Source organism: Cupriavidus sp. FW305-46 (assembly GCF_058787075.1).
Window position 1 is genome coordinate 89,845 of sequence record NZ_JBYSZI010000005.1, and the last position, 15,378, is coordinate 105,222.

General features: G+C 65.9%; 15 protein-coding genes. 6 read left to right on the plus strand and 9 right to left on the minus strand.

The genetic code is table 11. The features are described from left to right. Nucleotides 1-969 carry an ABC transporter substrate-binding protein gene (locus AC3WON_RS03895; protein WP_492319672.1) on the minus strand — a complete coding sequence of 323 codons (969 nt, stop codon included), beginning with the start codon at nucleotides 967-969 and terminating at the stop codon, nucleotides 1-3. Between the two features lie 311 nt (nucleotides 970-1,280). Next, nucleotides 1,281-2,288, minus strand: coding sequence for an NAD-dependent epimerase/dehydratase family protein (locus tag AC3WON_RS03900; RefSeq protein ID WP_492351190.1), 1,008 nt, complete (start codon nucleotides 2,286-2,288; stop codon nucleotides 1,281-1,283). A gap of 9 nt (nucleotides 2,289-2,297) precedes the next feature. On the opposite strand from AC3WON_RS03900, the gene AC3WON_RS03905 reads away from it, so the two are divergent. Beyond that, nucleotides 2,298-3,356 (plus strand): CDP-6-deoxy-delta-3,4-glucoseen reductase, encoded by a 1,059-nt coding sequence (locus AC3WON_RS03905; protein ID WP_492351191.1) that lies wholly within the window; start codon nucleotides 2,298-2,300, stop codon nucleotides 3,354-3,356. A 279-nt stretch (nucleotides 3,357-3,635) separates the two neighbouring features. Continuing rightward, a complete protein-coding gene (locus AC3WON_RS03910) occupies nucleotides 3,636-4,823 on the plus strand; it encodes an acetylornithine transaminase (protein WP_492351192.1) in 1,188 nt (395 codons plus the stop codon). A 226-nt stretch (nucleotides 4,824-5,049) separates the two neighbouring features. Here the strand turns inward: AC3WON_RS03910 and AC3WON_RS03915 are convergent, their stop codons facing one another. The 7 genes from AC3WON_RS03915 to AC3WON_RS03945 form a co-directional block, all read right to left on the minus strand. Then, nucleotides 5,050-5,766 (minus strand): ABC transporter ATP-binding protein, encoded by a 717-nt coding sequence (locus AC3WON_RS03915; RefSeq protein WP_492319668.1) that lies wholly within the window; start codon nucleotides 5,764-5,766, stop codon nucleotides 5,050-5,052. Between the two features lie 17 nt (nucleotides 5,767-5,783). Beyond that, entirely contained in the window at nucleotides 5,784-6,560 is a 777-nt protein-coding gene (locus tag AC3WON_RS03920) for an ABC transporter ATP-binding protein (RefSeq protein ID WP_492319667.1), read from the minus strand. Nucleotides 6,561-6,573: 13 nt separating this feature from the next. Beyond that, a complete protein-coding gene (locus AC3WON_RS03925; RefSeq protein ID WP_010814974.1) occupies nucleotides 6,574-7,731 on the minus strand; it encodes an ABC transporter permease subunit in 1,158 nt (385 codons plus the stop codon). Between the two features lie 13 nt (nucleotides 7,732-7,744). Continuing rightward, nucleotides 7,745-8,680 (minus strand): branched-chain amino acid ABC transporter permease, encoded by a 936-nt coding sequence (locus AC3WON_RS03930; RefSeq protein ID WP_439668224.1) that lies wholly within the window; start codon nucleotides 8,678-8,680, stop codon nucleotides 7,745-7,747. A 215-nt stretch (nucleotides 8,681-8,895) separates the two neighbouring features. Further along, nucleotides 8,896-10,098: a branched-chain amino acid ABC transporter substrate-binding protein gene (locus tag AC3WON_RS03935; protein WP_492319666.1), complete on the minus strand. Its 1,203-nt coding sequence runs from the start codon at nucleotides 10,096-10,098 to the stop codon at nucleotides 8,896-8,898. Nucleotides 10,099-10,665: 567 nt separating this feature from the next. Next, nucleotides 10,666-11,631 (minus strand): 4-hydroxy-3-methylbut-2-enyl diphosphate reductase, encoded by a 966-nt coding sequence (ispH, locus tag AC3WON_RS03940; protein WP_492319665.1) that lies wholly within the window; start codon nucleotides 11,629-11,631, stop codon nucleotides 10,666-10,668. A gap of 39 nt (nucleotides 11,632-11,670) precedes the next feature. Beyond that, a complete protein-coding gene (locus AC3WON_RS03945) occupies nucleotides 11,671-12,159 on the minus strand; it encodes an FKBP-type peptidyl-prolyl cis-trans isomerase (RefSeq protein WP_010814978.1) in 489 nt (162 codons plus the stop codon). 105 nt (nucleotides 12,160-12,264) lie between these two features. On the opposite strand from AC3WON_RS03945, the gene radC reads away from it, so the two are divergent. From radC to nadB, 4 genes are all read left to right on the plus strand, one after another. Then, on the plus strand, nucleotides 12,265-12,951 hold the full coding sequence (radC, locus tag AC3WON_RS03950; RefSeq protein ID WP_492351193.1) for a RadC family protein: 687 nt from the start codon (nucleotides 12,265-12,267) through the stop codon (nucleotides 12,949-12,951). A gap of 191 nt (nucleotides 12,952-13,142) precedes the next feature. Continuing rightward, nucleotides 13,143-13,376 (plus strand): 50S ribosomal protein L28, encoded by a 234-nt coding sequence (gene rpmB, locus AC3WON_RS03955; protein WP_006575661.1) that lies wholly within the window; start codon nucleotides 13,143-13,145, stop codon nucleotides 13,374-13,376. A gap of 13 nt (nucleotides 13,377-13,389) precedes the next feature. Continuing rightward, nucleotides 13,390-13,560, plus strand: coding sequence for a 50S ribosomal protein L33 (rpmG, locus tag AC3WON_RS03960; RefSeq protein WP_010814980.1), 171 nt, complete (start codon nucleotides 13,390-13,392; stop codon nucleotides 13,558-13,560). Nucleotides 13,561-13,747: 187 nt separating this feature from the next. Then, nucleotides 13,748-15,340 carry an L-aspartate oxidase gene (gene nadB / locus AC3WON_RS03965; protein WP_010814981.1) on the plus strand — a complete coding sequence of 531 codons (1,593 nt, stop codon included), beginning with the start codon at nucleotides 13,748-13,750 and terminating at the stop codon, nucleotides 15,338-15,340. Nucleotides 15,341-15,378 lie beyond the last annotated feature (38 nt).

Sequence of the window (15,378 nt, forward strand, 5' to 3'; positions counted from 1 at the left end):
TTACTTGAGGAAACGCGCGTCATACAGCGCCGTCACGTCCGGCACCTGGCGGATCACGCCGATTTCCAGCAGCACCGCCGCTGCTTCCTTGCTGAAGCTGGCGAGCTCGCCGGCAAAGAACTTGCGGTTGGCCTCGCGGTCCTGCCAGCGCAGGTAGGCGGAGGACTTGGCGAACTGCTCGCCGGTCTGCTTGACCGCAGCGCCCATGATGTCGTTGGCCTTGGCCGGCTCCTTCTGGATCATCTCCAGGGCCTCGAAGTAGCTGTCGACCAGCGCCTGCGCGGCCTTGGGATTCTCTTTAAGCCACTTCGGCGCGCAGCCCAGCGTGTCGGTCACCATCGGGTAGTCGAGCGTGGTCGCCAGGATCTTGCCCTTGTCCGGGTTCTGGCGCACCGTCGACAGGTACGGCTCATAGGTCATGGCGCCGTCGTTCTGGCCGGCCACGAAGGCCTGCGCGGCCGCCTGCGGCGACAACGTGGTGGTCTTGACGTCCTTGAGCGTCATGCCGTTCTTCTTCAGCATCCAGGCCAGGCCGAAATACGGCGCGGTGCCCGGCGCATCGACGCCGATGGTCTTGCCCTTCAGGTCGGCAAAGGTCTTGACGTCGCTGCGCACGGCCAGGCCGTCGGCGCCGTAGGACTTGTCGAGCTGCACGATCTGGGTGATGGGCACGCCGTTGGCGTTCCAGGCCACATGCGTTTCCACCGTGGTGGCCGCGCACTGGATCGCGCCCGAGGCCAGCGCCAGGTGGCGGTCCTTCTGCGGGATCATCTTGATGTCGACGTCCACGCCGTGCTTCTTGAAGATGCCGGCCTTGTCGGCCAGCGTCAGCGGCGCGAAACCGGTCCAGCCGCTCATGCCCAGCGTGACCTGGGTGTTCTGCGCCTGGGCCGCACCAGCCCCCAATGCCGCAACCAGCACCGCGGCCTGAACTGCCATCCGACCGCGAATCCTGCTGTGATTCCTCATCTGTACGCTCCTTTGGTGTGTCCGTCGACGGCAGGCCATGCGTGCGGCCGCGCTCGTTTTCGGACATTAAACAGTACCTGTATATACAAGTCAACGTAGGGCTTCCACCAACCAACCAGGCGGATAAACACCTTGAAAGGCGCTTTCCAGAGCGGGACTCCTCAACAGGGCCTCGCACCACCCCGGTTCACGGATTGCGGTGCCGGCACCAGGCCGGGGCGATGGAAGTGCTGCTGTATAGACAGGAATAAAACGGCGCAAAGGCGCAGCAAACCCCGTGCCAGGCGCACTGGGGCGCGCCGGCAAGGCGGTCAGGTGTCGAAGAAGGACGTGACGGTGGGGTAACGCAGGCGCAGGCGCAGCTCGCGTTTCAGGCGGCGGTTGTCGAGGCGGCGCGATTCGCTCATGAAGCTCAGCAGCGTCTTGTCGATCACTTCATGCGCCTGCCCGCGCGTGATGCGCGGCGGGCGCGGCAGGCCGCGGCGGTCGGCGACCAGGTCGAAGTAGTCGGCCATGCGCAGCTCGGTGTCGTCGCTGGCATGGACCACGCGCTGCGCGCGGCCGCGGAACAGCGCCGCGACCATGGTGCGCGCCAGGTCGTCGGCATGGATATGGCTGGTGTAGACATCGTCCTGCGGCACCAGCGCGGGCGTGCCGCGGTGCAGGCGCGCCAGCGGCAGGCGGTCTTCGGCATAAATGCCGGGGATGCGCACGATGCTGGCACGCCAGCCGGCATCGCGGCCGAAGCCGCGCACTGCCTGCTCGGCGGCCACGCGGCGGCGCGCGCGGGCGGTCTGGGGCCGCACGGCGTGGAATTCCGAGACCCGGGCGCCCTGCCGGTCGCCGTACACGCCCGACGTGCTGGCGTAGACAAACGCAGCGCGGGGCCTGCCCCGGTCGGGTAGAATGGCGGGCTCGCCGGGAAGCATGCCGGCCGACGTCCTGGCCTTGCGCCAGGCCGCCCGGCGCAAGGCGGCGAGCAAGGCACGCGTGCGCGGATCGCCTTCGCCCTGCCCGGGCGGCGGCGCCAGGTCCAGCACCTGCGTGGCCAGCCCGCGCAGCCGTGCCAGCGTGGCCGGCCGGTCCAGGTCCGCCACCAGCGGCACCGCGCCGGCGGCGCGCAGTTCAGCGCGGCGCGCCGGCTGTGAAGTCACGGCAAAGACACGCATGCGCGACGACAGGATTCGCAGGCAGCGCGTCCCCACATCCCCGCAGCCGACGATCAACAGGCGCGGGCGGCCCAGCCGGCGCGAAGGCGCCGGCAGCCGCGGGACTTGTGAGAGGCGCGAGGGCTGCAGCTTCGACAGAATTTGGCTCATAGACCGATTATGGCTTATCAAGTAACCGTCATGCCCAGCGGCCACAAGTTTGAAGTGGCAGCGGACGAAACCATCCTCGGCGCGGCCCTGCGCCACAGCATCGGGCTGCCCTACGGCTGCAAGAACGGCGCCTGCGGCTCGTGCAAGGGCCGCGTGCTCGAAGGCACCATCGTGCAGGGCGACCACGCCCCGGCGGCACTGACCGCGCAGGAGAAGACCGAGGGCCGCGCCCTGTTCTGCTGCGCCAACGCCGCCTCGGACGTCACCATCGAGTGCCGCGAAGTCCACGGCGCGGGCGACATCCCGATCAAGAAGGTGCCGTGCCGCGTGACCGCGATCGAGCGCCTGGCCGACGACGTGATCGCCATCAAGCTGCAGCTGCCGGCGACCGAGCGCATGCAGTACCTGGCCGGCCAGTACGTGGAATTCCTGCTGCGCGACGGCAAGCGCCGCAGCTATTCGATCGCCACGCCGCCGCATGCAGACGGCCCGATCGAACTGCATATCCGCCATATGCCCGGCGGCGCCTTCACCGACTATGTCTTCGGCGCCAGGGAAGGCCAGCCGGCCATGAAGGAGCGCGACATCCTGCGCTTCGAGGGCCCGCTGGGCAGCTTCTTCCTGCGCGAGGAGTCCGAGGCCCCGATCATCCTGCTGGCTTCCGGCACCGGCTTCGCGCCGATCAAGGCCATCGTCGAGCACGCCGCCTACACCGGCATCCAGCGCCCGATGACCCTGTACTGGGGCGGCCGCCGGCCCAAGGACCTGTACATGCACGCGCTGTGCGAGCAGTGGGCGCGCGAGCTGCCCAACTTCCGCTACGTGCCGGTGATCTCCGACGCGCTGCCTGAAGACAACTGGCAGGGCCGCACCGGCCTTGTCCACCAGGCCGTGATCGCCGACCATCCCGACCTGTCGGGCCACGAGGTCTATGCCTGCGGCGCCCCGGTGATGATCAATGCCGCGCGCGGCGACTTCACCCGCCAGTGCAAGCTGCACGAGGACGCGTTCTTCGCCGACTCGTTCACCTCCGAGGCCGACATGCACCCGGCCACTCCCGCGGCCTGAGGCCGCCCGAGAGCCGTTCCCTCAGCGCAACAATGCCCGGGCCAGCCAAAATTCGTTTTGACACCCGGGCGCATGCGCCTTATATTTGCCCGCATGCACATGACCTTCAACCGACGCCGCAGCTTCCGTACGTCGCTCCCCGCTGGGGTGCCGCGCGGCTGACCGTCGACTGCGTCTGTTCATGTCAACGAGCCACGGGCAACCCCCGTGGCTTTTTGTTTTTGTCCCGGTTGTTACGCCCGTCCGTCCATCGTTTAAAGCCGACCCCTGGAGTCCGCCATGGCATTTGCTGAGTATCCCGTCCAATCCCTGATGTACATCACCAACCGGCCCGAGCTCGTGTTCACCGAGGGCAAGGGCTCCTGGCTGACGGATCACAACGGCAAGCGATACCTGGACTTCGTGCAGGGCTGGGCAGTGAACTGCCTGGGCCATTCCAACCAGGGCATGATCGACGCGCTGGTGGCCCAGTCGCACCGGCTGATCAACCCGAGCCCGGCCTTCTACAACGAGCCGATGCTCAAGCTGGCCCGGCAGCTGACCGACCACAGCTGCTTCGACAAGGTCTTCTTCGCCAACAGCGGCGCCGAGGCCAACGAAGGCGCGATCAAGCTGGCGCGCAAATGGGGCCGCAAGCACAAGGACGGCGCCTTCGAGATCATCACCATGGACCACAGCTTCCATGGCCGCACGCTCGCCACCATGAGCGCGTCGGGCAAGGCCGGCTGGGACACCATCTTCGCGCCGCAGGTGCCGGGCTTCCCGCGCGCCGATCTCAACGACCTGGCCTCGGTGGAGAAGCTGATCACCGACAAGACCGTCGGCATCATGCTGGAACCGGTGCAGGGCGAAGGCGGCGTGATCCCCGCCACGCGCGAGTTCATGCAGGGCCTGCGCGCGCTGGCCGACAAGCACAGGCTGCTGCTGATCGTCGATGAAGTGCAGACCGGCTGCGGCCGCTGCGGCACCCTGTTCGCCTACGAGCTGGCGGGCGTGGAGCCGGACATCATGACGCTGGGCAAGGGCATCGGCGGCGGCGTGCCGCTGTCGGCGCTGCTGTGCAAGGCCGAGGTCGCCAGCTTCGAGGCCGGCGACCAGGGTGGCACCTACAACGGCAACCCGCTGATGACCGCGGTGGGCAGCGCCGTGATCGAGCAGCTGACCGCGCCGGGCTTCCTCGACGACGTCAAGGCCAAGGGCGAATACCTGAGGGAACAGCTGCTGGCGCTGTCCGCCGAGTTCGGCCTGGCCGGCGAACGCGGCAACGGTCTGCTGCGCGCGCTGATGCTGGGCAAGGACATCGGCCCGCAACTGGTGGAAGAAGCCCGCGACATGGCACCGCAAGGCCTGCTGCTGAACGCGCCGCGCGCCAATTTGCTGCGCTTCATGCCGGCGCTGAACGTGACGCGCGAAGAGATCGACCAGATGATCGGCATGCTGCGCACGCTGCTGAAGAAGCTGGCCTGAGCCTGCTCATTCGCCAGACGGAAAAAAAGCCTCGCTCGCGCGAGGCTTTTTTCTTTGTGGTGCCGCAAAGGAGTGAGGGAGAGAGCCAGCGCCGCAGAACCCGCGCACGCCAGCCTGAGCAGGCGTTGCGCGGGGCCCCGCAGCAAGGGGAAAGGCCTTGCGCCTGCGTGCGCCTGCCCTCTCCCTCACCCCTCTTGCGGCGGGGTGGGAGGCGGCAGCGCGCGCCTTACTCGCCCAGGTAGGCGGCCCGCACCTTGGGATCGTCGAGCATCTGCTTGGCGTCCCCGCTCATGGTGATCAGGCCCGACTCCATCACATAGCCGCGGTGGGCAGCCTGCAGCGCCAGGCGCGCGTTCTGCTCCACCAGCAGCACGGTCACGCCCTGGCCCGAGATGTCGCGCACGACCTCGAAGATCTTCTCGACCATGATCGGCGACAGGCCCATCGATGGCTCGTCCAGCAGCAGCACCTTGGGCTGGCTCATCAGCGCGCGCGCCATTGCCAGCATCTGCTGCTCGCCACCGGACATGGTGCCCGCCAGCTGGTTGGCGCGTTCCTTCAGGCGCGGGAAGATGCCGAACATGCGCTCGACGTCGGCCTTGATGCCGGCGTCGTCGTTGCGCGTGTAGGCGCCCATCTGCAGGTTCTCGGTGATGGTCATGCGCGCGAACACGCCGCGGCCTTCCGGCACCATCGCCAGGCCCTGCTTGAGCAGCGCGTAGCTGGGCACGCCCTTGATCGACTTGCCCATGTATTCCACGTCGCCGCTGGCCCAGCCCTGCAGGCCGGTGATGGCCTTCATGGTGGTGGTCTTGCCGGCGCCGTTGGCGCCGATCAGCGTCACCAGCTCGCCGTCCCGGATTTCCAGGTCGATGCCCTTGACGGCCTGGATGCCGCCGTAGGCGACCTTGAGGCCGGAGATCTTCAGTACTGTCTGTGTCATTGCTTGTCCTCCGGCCATCAGTGTGCCGATGCGCCGAGGTAGGCCTCGATCACCGCGGGGTTGTTCTGCACTTCGTGCGGCAGGCCCTGGGCAATCACCTTGCCGTAGTCCAGCACCGTCATGCGGTTGCACAGGCCCATCACCAGCTTCACGTCGTGCTCGATCAGCAGGATGGTCTTGCCATCGTTGCGGATCTTGTCGAGCAGTCCGCGCAGCTCCACCTTCTCGGTCGCATTCATGCCCGCGGCCGGTTCGTCCAGCGCCAGCAGCTTGGGCTCGGTCGCCAGCGCCCGCGCGATCTCGAGCCGGCGCTGGTGGCCGTAGGAGAGGTTGCGCGCGGTGAAGTTGGCGTACTTGCCGATGCCGACATAGTCGAGCAGGTCGTGCGCCATGTCCTCGATGCCCTCTTCCTCGCGGCGCACCGCGGGCGGGCGGAAGATCGCGCCGAACACGCCGGCCTTGGAGCGCACGTGGCGCCCCACCATCACGTTCTCGAGCGCGGTCATCTCGCCGAACAGGCGGATGTTCTGGAACGTGCGCGCGATGCCGGCCTTGGCCACCTCATGCACGGCGGTCGGCTGGTAGGGCTTGCCGCCCAGCACGAACTCGCCTGAATCCGGCGTGTACAGGCCGGTGATCACGTTGAAGAAGGTGGTCTTGCCGGCGCCGTTGGGGCCGATCAGCCCGTAGATCTCGCCCGGCTTGATCTGCAGGCCCACCTCGGACAGTGCCTGCAGGCCGCCGAAACGCTTGTTGACCCCCTGTACCGACAGGAGGAAATCGTTGTTGCTCATGTTGTCCTCCTGGTCAGAAACGGCCCACGCTGCCCGCACGGCGCACCACCGGGCGGTCTTCCTTGCGCGGCGACGGCCAGATGCCTGCCGGGCGATACAGCATGACGCCGACCAGGGCCAGGCCGAACAGCAGCTGGCGCAGCACTTCGGCATCGACGATGACATGGCCGAACAAGCCGGTCTGCATCGGCTCCGCCACCACGCGCAGCAACTCCTGGAAGCCCACCAGCAGGACGCCGCCCAGGATCACGCCCGGGATATGGCCCATGCCGCCGAGCACCACGATGGCCAGCACGTAGATCGATTCCCACAGCGTGAACGATTCCGGCGACACGAAGCCCTGGAATGCGCCGAACACCGCGCCCGAGGCGCCGCCGAACGAAGCGCCCATGGCGAAGGCCAGCAGCTTGATGTTGCGGGTGTTGATGCCCATTGCCTTGGCGGCGATCTCGTCTTCGCGGATGGCCACGAAAGCGCGGCCGATACGCGAGGTCTGCAGCCGCAGGCTCACGAACACGATCACGATGACCAGGAACACCAGCAGGTAGTAGTACATGAACACCGGCGTGAACTTGAGTCCGAAGATCTCGTGCGACTTCGAGAAGTCGAAGCCGAAGATATGGACCGGGTCCACCGCGGTGATGCCCTTGGGCCCGTTGGTGATGTTGACCGGGCGGTCAAGGTTGTTCATGAAGATGCGGACGATCTCGCCGAAGCCCAGCGTCACGATGGCGAGGTAGTCGCCGCGCAGCTTCAGCGTTGGCGCCCCGAGCAGCACGCCGAAAGTGGCGGCTACCAGGATCGCGATCGGCAACACGAACCACATCGACAGGTGGATGCCGGTGGGGAACAGTTGCTGGATCCATTCGAACTGGTTCGCCAGGTGGGGCGAGCCCAGCAGCGCCATCAGGTAGGCGCCGACCGCGTAGAACGCGATATAGCCCAGGTCAAGCAGGCCGGCAAAGCCCACCACGATGTTCAGGCCCAGCGCCAGCATGATGTACAGCAGCGCGAAGTCCAGCACGCGGACCCAGTAGTTGCCGCCCAGGGTCTGGACGAAGAACGGTGCGCACAGGGCGATCACCAGGAAGCCAATCAGTGCGGCCAGGGTCTTGGCCGGCACCTTGGTGGGCGCCGCGACGGCTGCCGTGGATGGAATCGGAGTATTCATGGATTCGCTCTCCTCAGGCGCGATCCGCCACGCGTTCGCCCATGATGCCGGACGGACGGAAGACGAGCACGGTGATCAGCACGATAAAGGCAAAGACGTCCTGGTAGTTCGAACCGAAGACGCCGTTGGTCAGGTCGCCGATATAGCCGGCGCCGAGCGCTTCGATCAGGCCCAGCAGCATGCCGCCGACCATGGCGCCAGCCAGGTTGCCGATGCCGCCCAGCACTGCGGCGGTAAACGCCTTCAGGCCGGGGATGAAGCCCATGTAGAAGTGGGCATTGCCGTAGTTGGTGGCCATCATCACGCCGGCCAGCGCGGCCAGCGTGGCGCCGATCATGAAGGTGGCGGAAATGACGAAATTGGGGTTCACGCCCATCAGGCCGGCCACCTTCTGGTTCTCGGCGGTGGCGCGCATGGCGCGGCCGAGCTTGGTGCGGTTGACCAGGGCCAGCAGGCCGGACATCACCATCACGGCCATGCCGATGATGACCATTTCCTTGCCGGTGATGGTGGCGCCGGTCGTGCCGATGTCGATCGGCTCAGACGGCAGCAGCTGCGGGAAGGTCAGCGGGTTGCGCGACCAGATCAGCATGCCCATCGTCTGCAGGATGATGGAGACGCCGATGGCGGTGATCAGCGGGGCCAGCCGTGGCGCATTGCGCAAGGGCCGGTAGGCGATCCGCTCGATCGAATAGGACAGGATCGCGCAGACCGGCATCGCGACCAGCGTGGCGATCACCAGCGTCAGCCATTCAGGCAGGCCGGGGGCGAACTTCTGCAATCCGAGGATGGCTGACAGGGCGGTCAGCGCGCCGATCATCAGCACATCGCCGTGGGCGAAGTTGATGATGCCGAGAATACCGTAGACCATGGTGTAGCCCAGTGCGATCAGCGCATAGATGCTGCCGAGCACCAGACCGTTCACGATCTGCTGGATAAAGATATCCATGAAAACTCCTGCTTCAGTCCCGGACCTTGCGGCATGGTGTGGATGCCGGGGGGGGGACCATGGTGTGTAATGGGTAACGTTGCGGTGGTTGGTTTGCTGGTAAGCGACCTGCCCTGCTCCATCCATGGTAAGGATGCTTCTACATTAGGCGAGGCTAAAAAGAACGGCACCGCAAAATACTCACGGTGCCGTTCGGATGGGCCGGTAAGCCCAGATTACATCTTCACGACGTCGAGGACGGACTTCTTCTTGTCCTTGTACTCGTACAGCGTGATGGTGCCTTCCTTCATGTCGCCCTTCTCGTCGAAGGCGATATTGCCGATCACGCCCTTGTAATTGGTCTTGGGCATTTCGGCCAGGATGGCAGCCGGCTCGGTCGAGTTGGCGCGCTTCATGGAGTCGACCACGACCATCACGGCGTCATACGTGAACGGTGCGTAGATCTGCACCGGGGCGTTGAAGCGAGCCTGGTAGCGCTTGTTGAACTCGGCGCCGGTCTCCATCTTCGACAGGGCCAGGCCTGCTTCCGAGCAGATGATGTTCGACACGGCATCGCCGGCCAGTTCAGCCACCTTGTCGGTACAGACGCCGTCGCCGCCGACGATCTTGGCGCCGATGCCAAGTTCCTTGGCCTGCTTGGCGAACGGGCCGCCGGTGGCGTCCATGCCGCCGTACATGATGACGTCAGGCTTCTTGCCCTTGATCTTGGTCAGAATGGCCTTGAAGTCGGTGGCCTTGTCGTTGGTGGCTTCACGCGCCACCACGTTCACGCCGGCCGCCTTCGCGGTCTTCTCGAACTCGTCGGCCAGGCCCTTGCCGTAGGCGGTGGCATCGTCGACGATGGCCACGCTCTTGGCATGCAGGGTCTTGGCGGCGTAGTTGGCCAGTGCCGGGCCTTGCTGGGCATCGGTGGCGACCACGCGGTAGGTGGTCTTGAAGCCCTGCTTGGTGTAGTCCGGGTTGGTCGACGACGGCGAGATCTGCACGATGCCGGCGTCGCTGTAGATCTTCGAGGCCGGGATCGACACGCCCGAGTTCAGGTGGCCGACCACTGCCACGACCTTGGCGTCGACCAGTTTCTGCGCCACGGAGGTGCCGGTCTTGGGGTCAGCGGCATCGTCTTCGCCGATCAGTTCCAGCTTGATCTTCTTGCCACCGATCTCCAGGCCGGTCTTGTTGACTTCTTCCACGGCCAGGCGGGCGCCGTTTTCGTTGTCCTTGCCAAGGTGCGCGATGCCGCCGGTCAGCGGGGCCGCGTGGCCGATCTTGACGACGACTTCACCGCCGCCCGCTGCAGGAGCGGCTGCCGCCGGCGCCGAAGGCGCCGCATCAGCCGGCTTCTCTTCCTTCTTGCCGCAAGCTGCTACCAGCGCCACTGCGGCCGCAATCGGCAGAATCTTGGCAAACGTGATTTGCATGAGTGATCTCCTAGGATTCACGAAGACAGGGATTTTCAACGCCTCCCGGACGTTTCCCTGGACCGCCTTTGTTTAGTTTCAATTTGAAACGCGCGCATTGTATCCCCTTTCTTAGTCGATGCAATACGCGACGCAACATCCTTAACCATTTACCGGTCAAATGAGCTAGGGAATTTCCCCAATGCACAGATTGCGGCAATTCCCGCTCACATGACGCGGCCGCCTCACCTACTTACAAGAATCGTGCCTGCGCCGCCCGATGGGGCGGATAAGCATCGCCGGCACCACCTATAATGCGCCTTTATTAATTAGGTGTTTCATTTAAATTCAGCTGCACCGTTCTCTAATGTGCAGAATGTAGCGCCGCACCATAATAGGGAAAACCCCAAACCGGGGGATTACCCTGATTTGTCTGATCCGCAGGACAGCCATGTATTACCTGCACCATCGCCGTGCATTATTCGCGCCGGCCGGCTGCAAATCGGGCGTACCAAAGACAAAGGGCGCCGCATCAAGCGGCGCCCTTGTTCAAGGCGGGGCTGGCAGGCGGGCACGGCCCGCACCGGATCAGGCGGCGGCGCTGGCCGGCAGCAGCCCGCGCGGCAGCGGGAAGGCCATGTTCTCTTCGATGCCGTCAAGCGGGCGCACCTGGCGCGCGCCAAGCTCACGCAGGCGCTCGACGATGGACTGGGCCAGCGCCTCGGGCGCCGAAGCCCCGGCGGTCAGGCCGATGCGGCGCTTGCCGGCGATCCATTCGGGGCGCACCTGCTCGGGGGCGTCCACCATATAGGCCGGCACGCCCAGGCGCTCGGCCAGCTCGCGCAGGCGGTTGGAATTGGAGCTGTTGGGGCTGCCCACCACGATCACCACCTCCACCTGCGGCGCCATGAACTTCACCGCGTCCTGGCGGTTCTGCGTGGCATAGCAGATGTCCTGCTTCTTGGGCTCGCGGATTTGCGCGAAGCGCGCCTTGAGCGCGGCCACGATCTCGCGGGTCTCATCCACCGACAGCGTGGTCTGGGTCACGTAGGCCAGCCGCGACGGGTCGGCAACCTGCAGCGTGGCGACGTCGGCCACCGACTCCACCAGCAGCATGCCGCTGCTGGCCTGGCCCATGGTGCCCTCCACTTCCGGATGGCCGCGATGCCCGATCATCACGATCTCGCAGCCCTCGGCGCGCATCTTGCTCACCTCGACATGCACCTTGGTCACCAGCGGGCAGGTGGCATCGAACACGTGCAGCCCGCGCGCGGCGGCGTCGGCACGCACTTCGCGCGACACGCCATGGGCGCTGAAGATGACGGTGGCGCCCGCGGGCACCTCGTCGAGCTCGCGCACGAACACCGCGCCCTTGCGGCGCAGGTCGGCCACCACATAGGCGTTGTGAACGATCTCGTGGCGCACGTAGATGGGCGCGCCGAAGCGCTCGAGCGCACGCTCGACGATCTCGATGGCACGATCCACGCCGGCGCAGAAGCCGCGCGGCTGCGCCATCAGGATTTCTGCGTCGGGTGCGGGGGTCAGGTCAGGCATGCTGCGGTATCAGGATGGTTCGGCACACGTGCGGCGCGCTCAGAGAATGCCGATCAGCTGCACGTCGAACAGGATGGTCTGCCCGGCCAGCGGATGGTTGAAGTCAAAGAGCGCGGCGGTCTCGCCGAACTCCTTGAGCACACCCGCGTACTTGCCGCCGCCGGGCGCGTTGAACTCAACCAGGTCGCCCGGGCTGTAGTCCTCTTCGAAGGAACTGTTCTCGCGCAGCGTGGCCAGCGACACCCACTGCAGCAGCTCGGGGTTGCGCGGGCCAAAGGCCTGCTCCGGCGCCAGCCGGTAGGTCATGCGCTCGCCTTCGGGCATGCCGAGCAGCGCCTGCTCCAGCGTCGGCGCGAACTGGCCCTGGCCGAGCAGCAGCGTGGCGGGCTTCTCCTCGAACGTGCTGACGACCTCGGTGCCGTTCTCGAGCGCGATGCTGTAGTGCAGGGTCAGGAAAGAGTCGGCCTGGACAGTCTTGCGGCCAGCCGTGCCGCCGTCGGTTTCCGACGCGAAAGTTTGCAAATTCATGGGTGATCAACCGGTCAACAACCCGTATTGTATTCGACTGGCCCATTGCCCGCCGCCCCGGGCCCGGCCTCACCCTCATCACGGCGTGACTACCCTGGAGTGCTCATGACCATTGCCAACTGGCCCGCCTGCGAGCGGCCCCGCGAGAAACTGATGGAAAGCGGCGCCGCCGCCCTGTCCGACGCCGAGCTGCTGGCCATCCTGCTGCGCGTGGGCGCTGCCGGAAAAAGTGCCGTGGACCTCGCACGCGAGCTGTTGCACCGCTTCGGCTCGCTGACAGCCCTGTTCGCGGCCGAGGGGCGCGCACTGACAAGCGTCCGGGGCATGGGCGAAACCAAGTATGCCCAGCTGCAGGCCATTCCGGAGCTGGCCCGGCGCGCGCTGGCTGAATCGCTGCGCCTGCCCACCGGCTTCGACGGCCCGGCGGCGGTGCGCAACTACCTGCGCCTGACGCTGGCGCCGCTGCCGCACGAGGTCTTCCTGTGCCTGTTCCTGGATCCGCGCAACCGCATGGTGGCCAGTGAAGAACTGTTCCGCGGCACGCTGACGCGCACCGCCGTCTACCCGCGCGAGGTGGCGCGCCAGGCCCTGGTGCATAATGCGGCCGGCATCATCGTCGCGCACAACCACCCGCGCGGCACCACCGCGCCGAGCCAGAGCGACATCCGCCTGACCCACGAACTGGCGCGCACCCTCGATCTGATCGACGTGCGGCTGCTCGACCATTTCATCGTGGCCGGCCAGGAAATCCGCTCGCTGGCCGACTGCTGCGACCGCCTGCCCGGGCTGTGACGCCAACGCCACGGCATATACAGCGCAGCAACACCGGATAACGCCAAAGCACAGAAGGCATTGATTCGGCGAGGGAATCCGGTCTATAATGCCCGTTTTGCTGAAGTCTCAACCGCTGCAGTCCGGGCCCGCGCGCCTTTTGTTGATCTGTTGCGAACATTGTCCACGAATAGAAGATTTAGGAGTGCTTCATGGCACGCGTCTGTCAAGTGACCGGGAAAGCGCCGATGGTCGGCAACAACGTTTCCCACGCAAACAACAAGACCAAGCGCCGTTTTCTGCCCAACCTGCAGAATCGTCGTTTCTTCGTTGAATCCGAAAACCGCTGGGTGAGCCTGCGCGTCTCGAACGCCGGCCTGCGCCTGATCGACAAGAAAGGCATCGACTCCGTGCTCGCCGACCTGCGCGCACGCGGCGAAGTCTAATTAGGAGCACATCATGGCAAGCAAGGGCGGCCGCGACAAGATCAAGCTGGAATCGACCGCAGGTACGGGTCATTTCTACACGACCACCAAGAACAAGCGCACCATGCCGGAAAAGATGGAGATCATGAAGTTCGATCCCGTCGCCCGCAAGCACGTCGCTTACAAGGAAACCAAGATCAAGTAATTGATCCCGGTTCCCGCCAGAAAGCCCCGCCATGCCGCGGGGCTTTTTGTTGCCTGCGCGCCGCGCAGGCCCGCGCGGCGATAAGCGCCCACCCCCACGCGACGCGCTGATGCGCGGGATGGCGCTTCAGGTGTAGACTTTCCCGTTTCCTCCTTTTTGCCTGGCGCCCCCCAGCGCACTCCGCACCATGAATTTCGACGTCGCCATCGTCGGCAGCGGCCTGGCCGGCCTTACGGTCGCGCTGCAACTGGCCGACACCCACCGGGTGGCCATCCTCAGCAAGCGCGCCATGACCCAGGGCGCCAGCGACTGGGCGCAGGGCGGTATTGCCGCCGTGCTGGATTCCGGCGACAGCCATGACGAGCATACGCAGGACACGCTCGTCGCCGGTGCGGGGTTGTGCGACGAAGAGGCCACGCGCTTCATCGTGGAGCATGGGCGCGAGGCCATCCAGTGGCTGATCGACCGCGGCGTGCCGTTCACGCGCGACGAGCAGGCCGAACTGGGCTTCCACCTGACGCGCGAAGGCGGCCACAGCCGCCGGCGCATCATCCACGCCGCCGACGCCACCGGCCATGCCGTGGTCAGCACGCTGCTGCAGCAGGCCATGCAGCACCCGAACATCACCATCCTGGAAGACCACTTCGCGATCGACCTGATCACCTCGCGCAAGCTGGGGCTGCCGGGCAACCGCTGCTACGGCCTGTACGTACTGGACGACAGCACCGGCGCGGTGCGCACCCTCACCGCCACGCACACCGTGCTGGCCGCGGGCGGTGCCGGCAAGGTCTACCTGTACACCACCAACCCGGATACGGCCACCGGCGACGGCATCGCCATGGCCTGGCGCGCGGGCTGCCGGGTTTCGAACATGGAGTTCATCCAGTTCCACCCGACCTGCCTGTACCACCCCTACGCCAAGTCCTTCCTGATCTCCGAAGCGGTGCGCGGCGAAGGCGGCCTGCTCAAGCTGCCCGATGGCACCCGCTTCATGCCCGAACACGATGCGCGCGCCGAACTGGCCCCGCGCGACGTGGTGGCGCGCGCGATCGACTTCGAGATGAAGAAGCGCGGCCTGGACTGCGTCTACCTGGACATCAGCCACCAGCCCGAATCCTTCCTGAAAGAACACTTCCCGACCATCCACGCGCGCTGCCTGGAGCTCGGCATCGACATCACGCGCGAGCCGATTCCCGTGGTGCCGGCCGCCCACTACACCTGCGGCGGCGTGGTCACCGACACCTCCGGGCGCACCGATATCGGCAATCTGTACGCGGTGGGCGAAACCGCCTGCACCGGCCTGCATGGCGCCAACCGGCTGGCCTCCAACTCGCTGCTCGAATGCATGGTGATCGGCCGCGCCGCGGCCGAGGACATCGCTTCCAAGGACAAGGCCGGCCTGCCTGACATCACGCTGCCGGCCTGGGATGAAAGCCGCGTCTCCGATGCCGACGAGGAAGTGGTGGTGTCGCACAACTGGGACGAGCTGCGCCGCATGATGTGGAACTACGTCGGCATCGTGCGCACCAGCAAGCGGCTGGAGCGCGCTCAGCACCGCATCGGCCTGCTGCGCGAGGAAATCGCCGAGTACTACGCCAACTTCCGCGTCACCAGCGACCTGCTGGAGCTACGCAACCTGGTCGAAGTGGCCTCGCTGATCGTGGACAGCGCCTACTCGCGCCATGAAAGCCGGGGCCTGCACTTCAGCCGGGACTATCCGGATACCCTGCCCAAGGCGCTGCCGACGGTGATTCAGCCGCCAGCCACAAGGAAGCGCTGACGGCTGGCCAGGCAAAACAAAACGGGGTGGGGCCGCAA

Coding starts and splice junctions, on each gene's coding strand:
- AC3WON_RS03895 (WP_492319672.1), bottom strand. CDS start 969: ATGAGGAATCACAGCAGGATTCGCGGTCGGATGGCAGTTCAGGCCGCG.
- AC3WON_RS03900 (WP_492351190.1), bottom strand. CDS start 2,288: ATGAGCCAAATTCTGTCGAAGCTGCAGCCCTCGCGCCTCTCACAAGTC.
- AC3WON_RS03905 (WP_492351191.1), top strand. CDS start 2,298: ATGGCTTATCAAGTAACCGTCATGCCCAGCGGCCACAAGTTTGAAGTG.
- AC3WON_RS03910 (WP_492351192.1), top strand. CDS start 3,636: ATGGCATTTGCTGAGTATCCCGTCCAATCCCTGATGTACATCACCAAC.
- AC3WON_RS03915 (WP_492319668.1), bottom strand. CDS start 5,766: ATGACACAGACAGTACTGAAGATCTCCGGCCTCAAGGTCGCCTACGGC.
- AC3WON_RS03920 (WP_492319667.1), bottom strand. CDS start 6,560: ATGAGCAACAACGATTTCCTCCTGTCGGTACAGGGGGTCAACAAGCGT.
- AC3WON_RS03925 (WP_010814974.1), bottom strand. CDS start 7,731: ATGAATACTCCGATTCCATCCACGGCAGCCGTCGCGGCGCCCACCAAG.
- AC3WON_RS03930 (WP_439668224.1), bottom strand. CDS start 8,680: ATGGATATCTTTATCCAGCAGATCGTGAACGGTCTGGTGCTCGGCAGC.
- AC3WON_RS03935 (WP_492319666.1), bottom strand. CDS start 10,098: ATGCAAATCACGTTTGCCAAGATTCTGCCGATTGCGGCCGCAGTGGCG.
- ispH (WP_492319665.1), bottom strand. CDS start 11,631: ATGCCTGACCTGACCCCCGCACCCGACGCAGAAATCCTGATGGCGCAG.
- AC3WON_RS03945 (WP_010814978.1), bottom strand. CDS start 12,159: ATGAATTTGCAAACTTTCGCGTCGGAAACCGACGGCGGCACGGCTGGC.
- radC (WP_492351193.1), top strand. CDS start 12,265: ATGACCATTGCCAACTGGCCCGCCTGCGAGCGGCCCCGCGAGAAACTG.
- rpmB (WP_006575661.1), top strand. CDS start 13,143: ATGGCACGCGTCTGTCAAGTGACCGGGAAAGCGCCGATGGTCGGCAAC.
- rpmG (WP_010814980.1), top strand. CDS start 13,390: ATGGCAAGCAAGGGCGGCCGCGACAAGATCAAGCTGGAATCGACCGCA.
- nadB (WP_010814981.1), top strand. CDS start 13,748: ATGAATTTCGACGTCGCCATCGTCGGCAGCGGCCTGGCCGGCCTTACG.